We start from the raw sequence: 12,815 nt of genomic DNA on the forward strand, positions 1-12,815 counted from the left end.
GGCTGCTGTGTGGGGGCCGTGAAATGGGGGGTGTGTCCACGGCCGCTTGTGACGACCGGGCTCGGGTCGGTGCGGTCGTGTGACCGACTATGGCAGATGGGCGACCTCGCCGCCAAAGGCGCAAAAAGGGCATTGATTGATATTATGGGGCGTATCTCATGTGAATCACAGGTGTGATGGGTCACTTGCCTGGAAAAGTGTGAATACTTATGGGATTCGGCGAATGATTCATTCGCTTCACCTATAAGTCCTTAATAATATCTTCTGACTGTTTCGCGCCTACTGTTCTGCACATGAACGCCTCCGACAGACCGGTGCACCGCCGCAGCGCCCTGTGCGCCGGAGCGGGGGCCGCCCTCGCCGGTGTCCTCACTGCCGGATGCGCGGAGCGCGGCGAGTCCACCGTGCCGGCCGGGAACGCCGCGAGCCCGCAGCGCTCCACCACCACGTCCACCGGGCATCCCGCCCCGCACCCCGCGCCCACCCCGCGCCGCCTCCCCGGACAGCCGGCCCAGATCGACCACGGCCCCCGCGACCGCGCCCGCGTCGCCCTCACCTTCCACGGCCAGGGCGACCCCGCCATCGCCCGGACCGTGCTCGCCGAGGTCGAACGGGCCCATGCCCGGATCACCGTCCTCGCCGTCGGCAGCTGGCTCGACGAGCACCCCGAGATGGCCCGCCGCATCCTCGACGGCGGGCACGACCTCGGCAACCACACCCAGCACCATGTCGACATCTCCTCGATGGGCGAGACCGAGGCGTACGCGGAGATCACCGGCTGCGCCCAGCGGCTGCGCCGGCTCACCGGCTCCATCGGCACCTGGTTCCGGCCCTCGCGCGCCAGGTACGCCACCCCGCTCGTCCAGCGGCTCGCCGCTGCCGCGGGCTACCCGCACGTCCTCTCGTACGACGTGGACTCCCTCGACTTCACCTCTCCCGGCGCCGCGGCCGTCACCCGCAAGGTGGCCGGGGAGATCCGCAACGGATCGGTGGTGAGCCTGCACTTCGGCTACGCGGACACGGTCGCCGCCCTGCCTCTCCTCCTCACCGAAATCGACCGCCGCCGACTGCGCGCGGTGACGACCACGGAGCTGCTGACCTGATGTCTACCTCCACCAAGCACACCGCGGCCCTGCTCGGGGGCGTCCTCCTCGCGGTACTCACCGGTTGTGGCTCCCCGGCCGAGAAGGGGAACGTCGAGGCCGTCGGCAGCGAGGCCGCCGTACCGCCAGAGGGACTCACCCCGCCCGCACCGCCGGGGCTGCCCGGCATGCCGCCGGTTCTCGACGCCAAGGACGTCTACGCGGCCGACCGGCCGGGGAAACTCTCTCCGGCGGTCAAGGGCTTCCCGTCCCGGGTGTACGTCCCCAACACCAACTCCGACACGGTGTCGGTCATCGACCCCGCGACGTACAAGGTCATCCAGACCATCAAGGTCGGCCGCCAGCCTCAGCACGTCGTCCCGTCCTGGGACCTGAAGACCCTCTGGGTCAACAACGACCTCGGTGACAGCCTCACGGCCATCGATCCCGCCACCGGGAAGAAGGGCCGCACGGTCCCCGTCTCCGACCCGTACAACCTCTACTTCACCCCCGACGGCAAGTACGCCGTGGTGATGGCCTCGATGGATCGCCAACTGGTCTTCCGGGACGCCCGCACCATGAAGACCGCCAAGGCCGTCCCGGTCACATGCGCGGGAGTCAACCACGCCGACTTCTCGACGGACGGCCGCTACTTCATCGTCTCCTGCGAGTTCTCCGGCGAACTCCTCAAGGTCGACACGGCGAAGATGAAGGTCGTCGCCCAGCAGAAGCTGCCGTTCGGCGGTGCGATGCCGCAGGACGTGAAGCTGTCACCCGACGGCGGTACGTTCTACATCGCGGACATGGTCGCGAACGGGGTGTGGGTCCTGGACGGGAAGAAGTTCACCACCCCGAAGCTGCTGCCCACCGGCAAGGGCGCCCACGGCCTCTACGTCAGCCGCGACTCCAAGGAGATGTACATCTCCAACCGGGGCGAGGGCACCATCTCCGTCTTCGACTTCGCCCAGCGCAAGCTGGTGAAGAAGTGGCGCCTGCCGCACGGCGGCAGCCCGGACATGGGTGGGGTCTCGACGGACGGCAAGGTCCTCTGGCTGAGCGGCCGTTACAACTCCGAGGTGTACGCGATCGACACCTCCACCGGCAAACAGCTCGCCCGGATCCCGGTGGGCAGCGGCCCGCACGGACTCGCCGTCTACCCGCAGCCGGGCCGGTACTCGCTGGGCCACACCGGCGTCTTCCGCTGACGGCCCGACGTCAATACTCCGCCTGACACGCTCGCCTTCGGGTGACGCTCCACGGCCCGGCACCGCACTGCCGAGACAGTGACCGTCATGATGATCACTTCTCGTCTGCGGCGTCGGGCCGCAGTCGCCGTTGTCGCACTCTCCGCCGTACTCGTCCCGGCCGCCGCCACCGAGGCCGCCCCCGCCGCCGCTCCCGCGGCCGTCGCGTTCAAGCCCGGTGGCTGCCCGGTCGTCGCCGACCATCTCTTCGCTGCCGCCGACCCGGTGGACATCCGCCGCATCACCCCGCGCCCCTCCTGGCGGGACAACTGCCGCCAGCTCTACCGGGCCGACGGCCGGGGCCCGCAGGCCGTCTTCGACGAGGGCTTCCACGCCAGGGACATCGTCTACGGCCAGTACGACCTGGAGAAGTACGTCCTGGTCAACCAGCCCTCGCCGTTCGTCTCCACCACGTACGACCACGACCTGTACAAGCGCTGGAAGAGCGAGTTCAACTACTACATCGACGCTCCCGGCGGCATCGACGTGAACAAGACGATCGGTGACACCCACAAGTACTCCGACCAGGTGGAGGTCGCCTTCCCCGGCGGCGTCGACCGCACGTTCATCGTCGGGGCATGCCCCATCGACCAGGCGACCAAGACCGAGATCATGAACAAGTGCGTCGACAACCCGCACTACAAGCCGTGGCGCAGCTGATCCGCCGGACCCTCACCCCGCGACCCACAGGGCCTCCGAGCCCACCGGCCGGTAGCCCGCCGCCTGGAACGTCCGCACACTGCGGGCGTTCCCCGGCGACTGCTGGGCCCACACCACCGAGTCCGGCACCAGATGCCGGGCCGCACGCGCCAGTTGCTCGCCCAGGCCTCGACCGCGCGCCTCCTCGGCCACCTCGATCGCCGTCTCCCAGCGTCCCGCGACACCCCGGCCGAGGATCACCACACCGCCGTCGGCGGACCAGACCCGCACCTCGTCGCGGTACTTCATCGCCCGTGCCACCCGCGGATGCTCCGGGTCCGCGATCTCCCGCAGCGCGATCTCCGGCTCGCCCGGCAGCGCGTCCGCGACCGTGAGCAGATCGATGGTGTTCATGTGCCGGCCGGTCCGGGCCAGCAGGGCGCTCAGGAAGTACGGATTCATCGTCGCGGCGAGCTCGTCGCCGGGGGTGGCGGCCAGGACGTCCCGTACCCACCCGGGATCCTCGTCGGTGAACACCACCGAGTGCGCGGTGAACGCCACCACGCCCGCGTCCCGTGCGTCGGGCTGCCCCACCACCGTCGTGGACCCGTCCGGAGGCGGAAACCGTCCGTGCGCCGCATCGGTCAGGATCCGTACCAGTGTGTCGTCCATCAGAGTCCCGCTCCCCGGCCGTGTCGTGTCCCGCCGGGCGACGGGTCACCCACCCATGATCGACGACCGGCCGCCGCGACCGCCATCCGCCGGGCCCGTTAATCTGACCCCCGTCAGTCAGACACTGGTCGGACCCCGGCCAGGCATGGGTGAGGCATCACGAAAGGGCGGAACTGTGGCGGACATCGAGTCGGCGCGCAAGGCATTCGAGCGGTTCGATCTGAACGGCGACGGGCTCATATCGGCCGCCGAGTACAAGAGCGTGATGGCTCAGCTCGGCGACCCGTACGTCACCGAGCCGGTGGCCCAGGCCGTCATCAACTCGCACGACGCCAACGGCGACGGGCTGCTCACGTTCGACGAGTTCTGGGCGGCGCAGAACAAGGGCTGACGGCCGGAAGGACCCCGGCCCGCGGGCCGGGGCCGTCGACCCGTCGCCTCCGGTCACGGCGGAACGGCTCTCGGGCGTTCCCGCGGTACGCGGCCCAGCCGCGCGGTTCGTCGTCGCGCGGGGCGTGCACCACGGCAGGGGCTCCCGGGCCGGGTGCCCCCGAGGCATCGGCGCGGGCGTCGGCCACCCGGTTCAACGGGGCGCGCAGCAGCAGATCGGTGGCCGTCACTGGGGGCGACCGGATCCGGCTGCGCCCGGGTGCGTCGGGCTCCCGCCTCCCCCGTGCCATGGCCCGCCGGTGCCCGTCAGGCGGCGAAGAACCGTGACAGCGACTCCCGTCGGTCGACCTCCACCAGATCGGGGCGGGTGTAGCGCTCCGCGCGGGCGTGGTAGTCGAAGTCGCCCCTGACCAGCCCGCGGTAGTCCTGCACGCACCGCTCCAGCGCGGCACGGGTCGGGCCGTGGATCCCGGCCGCCTCTATTTCCGCGATCAGTTCCCGCTCGGCACGCCGGACCCGTTCCGCTATCTCCGCGAGCTGCGTCCCGGCCTCGTCGACCGCCTCCTGGAGAGTCAATCCGTGGTCGCGCTGAATGAGGCGTACCGCATTGTGCTCGTACCCGAGCAGTGCCTCCTTCTCGAAGGAGCAGATATCGTTGCAGAGTCCCGAATGGTCGGTCACGGCGTTGCGCAGGGCGATATACGCGGGAAGGCTGCGGGCAGATTCCGGGAGGTCGATTCCGGCGGTGATCTCATGCAGGTCCAGGAAGGGCTGCATGGCCACCGAATCCCGGCGGTGCTTCACGAATTCGGCCCTGGTCGGCACCTGTCCGGCGGCCCGTTCCACGGCCTCGGCGTAGTAGGTCCACAACCAGGCGACCGTGTCCCGCCGGAACTGCCGGATCCAGCGCGTCGAGCGGTCCGGGTACGTCCGGGCCCGCAGTCCCGCGAGTGCCTGCTCCATGGCGCCGCGCGGCGGTGTGCCGTCCAGCACGGCCACCAGTCGGTCGATCGCCGCCCCGCACATGCGCGGATCCCGTCCGGCGGGCCCGTCGTCGAACTCGTCATCGACGAGGAAGGCCCAGAAGAGCCACTGGCAGAAGAGATCGAGGTGCTGCTGCGAAGCGGTGGGGAATATGAGGGATATCCAGAGTTCGGGCCTTGTCCGGATCATCTTCTTGTGGGCCACCGGAGAGAGAGTGAGACCATTGGTTTCGGCCCATTCCCATGCGGCCTTCCTGGTCTCCTCGATTCCTGGATTGCACCCGGCGCTCAGGAACGGCATATGAAACTCTGGCAGCGCGATCTGGCTCATTGATGCCCCTCGTCGAAACGATGCGGATGAATGATACGAACGTCGAGCTGATCGAATTCACGCGTCAAAGCCATGACGCACGGGGAGACGGACCGCCCGTTCCCGAGCGATCCCGGCCGAAGGCTCACCGCACGAGTCGAGGGGGTCATCCCTGCTCACTCTCCTCCGCCGGGGTCGGGGCATCGGGGCCGGGCCCGCGGGCCCGCGATGGCAAACGCCCTTGGCGCAGGACGGTGGCATCACCATGCGTGACTCCCAGTCAACCCCCAGTGTGCGAGGGAGGGAAGTCATGTGTGACCGAAATTGCGTGGTCGTGAGGGAGGCATGAACATCTCCGAGCGGTCGGCGACCACGTGAGACGATCAACGCGACGGCCGCGCCGACGGCCGCGAAAATCGTCGATTTCGCGCCGTTCCGGTGCGGCCCCCGAAGCGCCCCGGCAAGTCGGTGATCCCCCGCCGGGGCGCTTCACAGCAGGCTCAGGCGCCCTTCAGATGCCGCATCAGCCGCTCGAAGTCCTGCCACCCCGACAGGTCCGACGGGTCGCCCGGCAGCGGGTAGTACAGCGACGGACGGGAACTCGGGCCGAGCTGGACCGGCGGCTCGGACAGCGGAGTGCGCCGGGCACGGTCGCCGGGCATCTCGCGGACCTCCTCCGCGCCGAGCACGAAGGCCAGCGGGACACCGGGCCCCTCGAAGCGCGGCGGAACGGCCAGGTCGCGGCGGGCCTTGCGGAGCTGGATGAGCATCGACTGCAGGTGATGACGGGTGGCGAGGATCTCCGCGGCCCGGGGCAGGGCCTCCAGCGGCGGCTCCTCGTCGGGTCCGTAGCCGAACGCCAGCGTGACGTCCTCCTCCACACCGGCCTTCGTACGGCTGATGCGGACCGTCGCCAGGCCCGGCCGGTCCGGGCTGCCGACCACCACGAGCCAGGTCGGCTCGGGCGCCCGCTCGTAGGCGACATCGGTCAGCCGGCGCAGCGACCAGGGCAGGTTGGCGGGTTCCGCGGTGCCCCAGCCGGCCGGAGCCTCGCCGGTCAGCTCGCGCCACACCGATTCCACGGCCCCGCCGAGCACCAGCCGGTCGTCGGCGGGGTGGACCGTGCGGAACGAGACGGCCAGCTGACGCTCGCCGGTGTTCGCGACCTCCTGGTAGGCGGCGGCCACCGGAGTACGCGGGTCCCCGGGCACCGGGTCGGCCGCCTCGACCGGCGAGAACAGACCGTTCTGCCACCGCAGTACGGCACCTGACAGCCCGTCGTAGTAGCCGTCCTTCTCGTCCTGCACCACCCAGCGCGACGGCCAGCCGCTCAGGCTGTTGCGTACGGCGGGCGAGAGCGTGACCCCCGGCGAGGTGACGATCTGGAGGCCCAGTTCGGCGTTGGCGGCGGCCCGGAACGCGTCCGAGAGCCAGGCCGTCATGGCGATCACCGGACGGTCCTGGATGACGACGGCCACCTTGTCGGTGAGGGCGTCCACGGCGGGCTGCGCGGCGGCGGGCGTGGGCGCGACACTCACGCCGTCGGTCTTCACCACGGCGAGGGAACGCGCGGCCTCCGGCGGCCAGGCGGAACCCCCGGCCAGAGTGGCGATCCGGGCCGCGAAGGTCCCCGCGAGCAGCTCGGCCTCCTCGACACCGGTGGTGGCACGGGCCTCCGTCCACCAGAACGGGACCGGGGGAGCGGTGGCCCCCAGCAGCCGCTCGGCCTCGCCCGCGACCTGCACCAGCAGCGGTGCCTCGACGGAGACGAGCGGACGACCCTGCTCGTCGCAGAGCTGCACGACGGCATCCTCGCCCGCCGTCCCCACCAGCTTGTCGGGGCCGCCCGAGAGCAGACCCGCGAGCACGGTCAACGGATCGGGCATGCGCGTGGTGAGGGCGATGACGTCCTTGGTCATGTGGTCGGCCGTTCCTTCTTCGTCCGGGGTGCGGATGCGCTGCGGGGCGCGCCCCGCGGGTACGGGACGGCTCCCCGGTGCGTCACTCGGCGGTGTACACGGTCTGGATCAGGCGGTGGGGCCGGCCCCTCTGGACGAACACACCGCGGCCCGGCGGCTGCTGCGCGGCGTACACACCGGGGAACAGCTGCCCCTCGCTCCGGTCGCCCGCCATCAGGAGCGCCGAGGAGCCCGACTCGCGCAGCCCCAGCACCAACGGGTCGTACATGCCGCGCGACGCGCCCGCGACCCGGCGCGTCAGGACGAAGTGGAGCCCGATGTCGACCGCGGACGGGATGTACGGCAGGAACGGATCGAGCGGCGCCTGGCCCGCGGTGGTCAGCACGTCGTAGTCGTCGACGAGGATCACGATCCGCGGACCGCTGCCCCAACTGCCCGGCTCCAGGTCCTCCGTGTCCGCCCGGTCGTCGGGCAGCCGCTTCTCCAGCTCGGTGGCGATACCGGCGGCGAGGCCGGCACACATCTTGGGGTTGTACGCGTAACCGCCCCGGAATTCCTCCGGAATCGCGCCGCGCAGGCCGCGCCGCGGGTCCATGACGGCGAAGACCAGCTCCTCCTCGCCGTAGCGCTCGATGAGTCCACCGGCGATGGTCTTCAACAGGTTCGTCTTGCCGCACTCGCTGTCGCCCATGATCAGCAGATGCTGGTCGTGCTGGAACAGGTCGAGCATGGCGGGCGCCAGCGCCGTCTGGTCCAGCCCGATCGGCACCCGTCGGGGCTCGGCGACCGGGCCCGGCAGCAGATGCGGCTCCAGCACGTGCGGCAGGATCCGTACCGGCTGGGCGACCTCGCCGCTCCAGGTGGCACGGACCGTACGGGCCGTGTGCTCCAGGACGGCGCCCAGGTCCGAGGTGTCGGCCAGCCCGTCCGTACGCGCCAGCGCGACCTGCGCGAAGAGCTTGCCGTCGGTGAGGATGCGGCCCGGTTCGTCCGGCGACAGGGTCTGGGCGAGCTTGCGGTCGATGCTGGACTCGCTGGGGTCGTTCAGCCGCAGCTCGACCCGGGTGCCGAAGTTCGACTGGGTGGCGATGCGCACGTCGTTCCAGCGGAGCATGCCCGCGACGACATGGATGCCGTAGCCGCCACCGCGCTTGAGGATGTCGACCACGGCGTCGTCCAGCTCGTCGAAGTCGTCGCGCAGCGCGCCGAACCCGTCGATGATCAGCACGATCTCGGCCGACGCCAGCTGCGGCAGCCGGCCTGCGGCGTGCAGGGAACGCAACTGCTCCACGGAGTCGATGCTGTGCTCGCGGAACAGCTCCTCACGGATCGCGAGCATGCCCCGTACCTCCTCGACGGTACGGGCCGCGCGTTCCCGGTCCGCCCGGCCGGCCACCCCGCCCACGTGCGGCAGGCCCGACAGGGCCTGGAGACCGCCACCGACCAGATCGAGGCCGTAGACGCCGACCTCCTGAGGGGTGTGGGTCAGCGAGATCGAGAGGGCGAGCGTGCGCAGGAGCGTGGTCTTGCCGGACTGCGGGCCGCCGATGATCGCGGCGTGACCGCCCGCCACCGTCAGGTCCAGGTACCACTGGCCCTGCCACTGCTTGGTCGGGTCGTCCAGCAGCCCGAGCGGCACCTGGAGCGGACCTTGCCGCTTGGCGAGCTGCATTCCGCGCGAGCCCACCTCCAGCGGACCCGCGACCTTGTCCAGGGCGATGGCGTCGGGCAGCGGAGGCAGCCAGATACGGCGCACCGGACCGGCCGCGTCACGCAGCTGATCGACGATGACGCCCATCTCGGTCGGCCCGGTCTCCCGGCGCCGCACCTTGGGCTCCTCGCCCGTGCTCTCCGGCTCGGCCAAGGTGTTGTAGGCCTTGTACTCAAGGGCGAGCGGACCCGAGTCGGCCTCCTCCGTACGCTCCACCGGACCCCGGTAGGCGCCCGAGACATAGCTCGCCTTGAAGCGCTCGTAGTGGCTGGTGTCGACCTTCAGATAGCCGAATCCGGGCAGCGGCGGCAGATGGAAGGCATCCGTGGTGTCCAGGACCGTACGGGACTCGTCGGCGGAGAAGGTGCGCAGACCGAGCCGGTACGAGAGATAGGTGTCCAGGCCCTTGAGCCTGCCGCCCTCGATGCGCTGGCTGGACAGCAGCAGATGCACCCCGATGGAGCGGCCGATGCGCCCGATCGACAGGAACAGGTCGATGAAGTCCGGCTTGGCGGTGAGGAGTTCACCGAACTCGTCGATGACGACGAACAGATGCGGCAGCGGGTCCAGATCGGGCCGCCGGTCCGCGCGCAGCGCCGCGTAGTCACCGATGTCGGCGACATTGCCCGCGTCCTTCAGGACCTGCTGACGGCGCTTGACCTCACCGGCGAGCGAGGCGTGCACCCGCTCGACGAGGCCCGCCTGGTTCTCCAGGTTGGTGATGACACCGGCCACGTGCGGCAGGTCGGCGAACGGCGCGAAGGTCGCACCGCCCTTGTAGTCGACGAGGACGAGGGCGAGATCCTCCGGCGGGTGCGTGGCCACCAGGGCCAGGACGAGGGTGCGCAGCAGTTCCGATTTGCCGGAACCCGTGGCGCCGACGCACAGCCCGTGCGGGCCCATGCCCAGCTCGGAGGACTCCTTCAGGTCGAGGAGCACCGGCTGGTGGGAGTCGCTGATGCCGATCGGCACGCGCAGGAAGGCCCGTTCGCCGCGCGGCGCCCACAGACGTGACAGATCGAGCTGTGCCACGTCGTCGATGCCGAGCAGATCCGCGAAGTCGACAGGCCCCGACAGCGGGGCGTCGACGAGGGACTCGGCGGACAGCCGCATCGGCGCCAGCATCCGGGCCAGCCCCTCGGCGAACGGGACGCCGACCTCGTCCACGGTGCCGCGGGCACTGATCGGTTCCTGCTCCCGCAGATCCTCGATCACCACCGCGTCGCCGTCGACGGTGATCCGGACGCTGACGTGTCCCGGCTCCTGCACCCGGTGTTCGAGCAGATGCAGCACGCTGACGCTCATCTCGCGCAGGCCGACCGCGTCGTCCGGGCGCGGCAGGTCGACGGCGTCCTCGCCGTGCCCGTCGGTGACGACGAGCAGCCGGGACGTCATGGACAGCGCGTCCTTGCCGGACAGACCGCGCCGCACCTCGGCCGCGTACGAGGCGCGACGACGCAGCTCCGGGCCGATCTGACGGGCGAGCCGGGGCGCCGAGGGGGCGATCCGGCGCGCGGCGACAGGACCGTCGAACTGCTCCGGGTCGAGCAGGTGCGGCATCCACTTGGCCCACTCCCAGTCGGCCAGCCGGTCGCCGGGCACGGCGAGGGCCATCGCCACGTCGTCCGGGGCGTGGGTGGCGGCGGTCTGGACGAGCAGGGCGCGCGCGACGCGCAGGCAGTCCTCGCGCGGGCCGATGACGCTGATGTTGCCGACCCGGTCGAGCGGGACGGTGAGCGGCAGTTCGGTGCCGGTACGGAACCGGTCCATCAGCGCCGACGCCTCGTTGAGCATGAACGTGTCGGGCGGGGAGAGGACCGACGAGCCCTGCTGGGCGACCTTCAGATCGCGTACCGGCATCTCACCGGTACCGACGCGCACCCGCAGGAAGTCGCCGTCGAGACGGCGGCGCTCCCACACCCGGGCCGGGTCGCGCACTATGTCGTACAGCGCGTGCGGCGGGGGGTTGAGGACATCGGCCCGTTCCGCCCGTTCGCGTTCCTCGACGGACAGCTCCTCGCGCAGGTCCTCCAGATAGGCGAGGTAGGCCTCGCGCTGGGTGCGGCGGGTGCGCTGTGCCTTGCCGCGCTGCGAGAAGACGAGCGCGACGGACCCGATGACGGTGACGACGAGGATGATCGCGCCGAGCCCGGCGAACTGACTGTTGCGCACGACCGTCATCATCACGACCGAGGACATCACACCGGCGACGGGCAACAGCGACATCGCGATGTTGCCCGACTTGCCCTCGGGCAGGTTCGGCGGGGCCTCGATGGTGCGTGCCTCGGAGGCGGCCGGCGGCCGGGTGGTCCTGGCCGGGCGGTGGATCAGTCGGGTACTCATCGTCGTCCGTCACTCGGGGTCGGGCTCGGCATCGGGGATCAGTGGGCGACCGGGGATCGGCGGTGCCGCCGACCCTCGTCGGTGGTGCCCCGGTCGTGGTCGTTGGTGCTGCCGGTCGTGGTCAGTGGTGCTGCTGGGAGAGCCGGAACACGTCCGCGGCGAGACGGGTGGCGGCCTCCCTGGTCGCGTGCGCGAGGAGTTCGGTACGGATCGCGCCGCCGGCCGCCAGATGCCGGTCGTACGGCAGGACCTGGACGCCCGCTCCGGTCGCCTTGAGCTTCTCGGCGGCCTCGGCGAGGTCGAGTCCGGGATGCGGCACGAGTGCGCTGAGCACGACGACCGTGCCGGCGATCACCTGCCGGGGCAGCGACTGCATCCACTGCAGCACCGCGTACGTACTGGTGATGCCCTCCAGCGTGGCGGGGGCGGCCAGCACGCGGGCCTGCGCGGCGGAGAGCGCGACCCGGGCGACCTCGGCGGGCAGCGTCTCGCAGTCGACGACGGTGACGCCGAAGTACCGGCGCAGCGAGACCATGACCCGCTCGTACGCCCTGCTGTCCAGCATCGCGCCGATCTGGCCCTGGCTGCCGGGCAGCAGCCAGGCATTGCCGGGCAGCTGCACGAGATAGCCGGTGATGTCCATCAGCGACATCTGCGGCTCGATGATGCCCGCCAGGTCGCCGGTGGTCCAGCGCAGCGTCTCGGCGCCGAGCCGCAGCGGCAGCGAACCGAGCGCCGGGTCGGCCTCGACGAAGAGGACCGGGTCCTGGCGGTAGTGCGCGTACGCGGTGCCGAGCAGCGCGGCGACGGTCGACTTGCCCGCGCCGCCGCGGATCGAGGTGACGGCGATCTGCCGACCGGTCGTCACGGGCTGCTGGAGCATCTCGGCGGTGGCGGTGGTCCGGGCGACCTCGCGGGCGGCCGACGAGGACACGCTCACGCGCAGGGCGCGCGCCGCCCGAGCGGCGAAGGGCTCGCCATGGCGCGCCTTGCGGCCGACGGCGGCGAGGCCCTTGTCCACCACGGGCCGGGAGTCGGGGGTGCGGTGGGGGCGGGTGCCGGGGGTGTACGCGGCCCGGGCCTGCTGCGGCTGCGGCTGACCGACGGGGTGGGGCGCCGCCTGCTGCGGTTCGGCGGGGCCGGGGCGCTGGGGCGGCTGTGGCCGTTGCTGTTCGGGGTAGCCGGGAGATGGGGCTGCCTGCTGGGCGTGCTGCTGTTCCTGCGGTCCGGGGTACGGGGCGGCTGCCTGCTGCGGTTGCTGGTGGCCGACCTGCTGTAGGGGCGCCCCGTGAGCGGGGGCGCCCTGTGCGGGGAGGCCGGGGTTCGGCGCGGGGGCGGCGTACGGCTGACCGCCCTGCCCCTGCGCGGGGGCACCGTACCCCTGCCCGCCGGGGCCCTGCGCGCTCTCCTGGGCGGCACCGCCCCTCATGGCGCGCAGTACGTCGCCCTGCCAGTTGTCTTCGTTCGGCATGTCTGCCCTTCTTTTTCGCCCTGCTGCCCCGCCCGGAGCACCTGCGCGTCG

Annotated in this window: 9 protein-coding genes; 4 read left to right on the forward strand and 5 right to left on the reverse strand. The window is 71.1% G+C overall.

Features of this window, described 5'->3' with window-relative positions; all coding sequences use genetic code 11:
• Nucleotides 1-293 precede the first annotated feature (293 nt).
• The 3 genes from ACIOHC_RS22325 to ACIOHC_RS22335 all read left to right on the forward strand — a co-directional run bounded on the left by ACIOHC_RS22325 (nucleotide 294) and on the right by ACIOHC_RS22335 (nucleotide 2,986).
• Nucleotides 294-1,103 (forward strand): polysaccharide deacetylase family protein, encoded by an 810-nt coding sequence (locus tag ACIOHC_RS22325; protein WP_401843657.1) that lies wholly within the window; start codon nucleotides 294-296, stop codon nucleotides 1,101-1,103.
• Complete coding sequence (locus ACIOHC_RS22330; RefSeq protein WP_351074655.1) at nucleotides 1,103-2,287, forward strand: YncE family protein; 1,185 nt, start codon at nucleotides 1,103-1,105, stop codon at nucleotides 2,285-2,287. Before ACIOHC_RS22325 ends, ACIOHC_RS22330 begins: the two co-directional genes overlap by 1 nt.
• A 90-nt stretch (nucleotides 2,288-2,377) precedes the next feature.
• A complete protein-coding gene (locus ACIOHC_RS22335; protein WP_351074730.1) occupies nucleotides 2,378-2,986 on the forward strand; it encodes an ADP-ribosyltransferase in 609 nt (202 codons plus the stop codon).
• A 12-nt stretch (nucleotides 2,987-2,998) separates the two neighbouring features.
• Here the strand turns inward: ACIOHC_RS22335 and ACIOHC_RS22340 are convergent, their stop codons facing one another.
• Nucleotides 2,999-3,637 (reverse strand): GNAT family N-acetyltransferase, encoded by a 639-nt coding sequence (locus ACIOHC_RS22340; protein ID WP_351074654.1) that lies wholly within the window; start codon nucleotides 3,635-3,637, stop codon nucleotides 2,999-3,001.
• 175 nt (nucleotides 3,638-3,812) lie between these two features.
• Here ACIOHC_RS22340 and ACIOHC_RS22345 point away from each other — a divergent pair, with 175 nt between their 5' ends.
• The gene (locus tag ACIOHC_RS22345) at nucleotides 3,813-4,028 is read left to right on the forward strand and encodes an EF-hand domain-containing protein (protein ID WP_123461777.1); all 216 of its coding nucleotides are present in this window, start codon (nucleotides 3,813-3,815) and stop codon (nucleotides 4,026-4,028) included.
• A gap of 305 nt (nucleotides 4,029-4,333) precedes the next feature.
• On the opposite strand, the gene ACIOHC_RS22350 is transcribed toward ACIOHC_RS22345, so the two are convergent.
• From ACIOHC_RS22350 to ACIOHC_RS22365, 4 genes are all read right to left on the reverse strand, one after another.
• The gene (locus tag ACIOHC_RS22350; RefSeq protein WP_351074728.1) at nucleotides 4,334-5,311 is read right to left on the reverse strand and encodes a terpene synthase family protein; all 978 of its coding nucleotides are present in this window, start codon (nucleotides 5,309-5,311) and stop codon (nucleotides 4,334-4,336) included.
• Between the two features lie 509 nt (nucleotides 5,312-5,820).
• Nucleotides 5,821-7,239, reverse strand: a complete 1,419-nt coding sequence (locus ACIOHC_RS22355; RefSeq protein WP_401843660.1) for a DUF6177 family protein — start codon at nucleotides 7,237-7,239, stop codon at nucleotides 5,821-5,823.
• An 82-nt stretch (nucleotides 7,240-7,321) separates the two neighbouring features.
• Complete coding sequence (gene eccCa, locus ACIOHC_RS22360; RefSeq protein WP_401843662.1) at nucleotides 7,322-11,293, reverse strand: type VII secretion protein EccCa; 3,972 nt, start codon at nucleotides 11,291-11,293, stop codon at nucleotides 7,322-7,324.
• Nucleotides 11,294-11,414: 121 nt separating this feature from the next.
• Nucleotides 11,415-12,764, reverse strand: a complete 1,350-nt coding sequence (locus tag ACIOHC_RS22365) for a MinD/ParA family protein (RefSeq protein ID WP_401843664.1) — start codon at nucleotides 12,762-12,764, stop codon at nucleotides 11,415-11,417.
• Between the last annotated feature and the right edge of the window lie 51 nt (nucleotides 12,765-12,815).

The organism is Streptomyces sp. NPDC088252 (assembly GCF_044740965.1).
Classification (GTDB): Bacteria; Actinomycetota; Actinomycetes; order Streptomycetales; family Streptomycetaceae; genus Streptomyces.

Coding starts and splice junctions, on each gene's coding strand:
- ACIOHC_RS22325 (WP_401843657.1), top strand. CDS start 294: ATGAACGCCTCCGACAGACCGGTGCACCGCCGCAGCGCCCTGTGCGCC.
- ACIOHC_RS22330 (WP_351074655.1), top strand. CDS start 1,103: ATGTCTACCTCCACCAAGCACACCGCGGCCCTGCTCGGGGGCGTCCTC.
- ACIOHC_RS22335 (WP_351074730.1), top strand. CDS start 2,378: ATGATCACTTCTCGTCTGCGGCGTCGGGCCGCAGTCGCCGTTGTCGCA.
- ACIOHC_RS22340 (WP_351074654.1), bottom strand. CDS start 3,637: ATGGACGACACACTGGTACGGATCCTGACCGATGCGGCGCACGGACGG.
- ACIOHC_RS22350 (WP_351074728.1), bottom strand. CDS start 5,311: ATGCCGTTCCTGAGCGCCGGGTGCAATCCAGGAATCGAGGAGACCAGG.
- ACIOHC_RS22355 (WP_401843660.1), bottom strand. CDS start 7,239: ATGACCAAGGACGTCATCGCCCTCACCACGCGCATGCCCGATCCGTTG.
- eccCa (WP_401843662.1), bottom strand. CDS start 11,293: ATGAGTACCCGACTGATCCACCGCCCGGCCAGGACCACCCGGCCGCCG.
- ACIOHC_RS22365 (WP_401843664.1), bottom strand. CDS start 12,764: ATGCCGAACGAAGACAACTGGCAGGGCGACGTACTGCGCGCCATGAGG.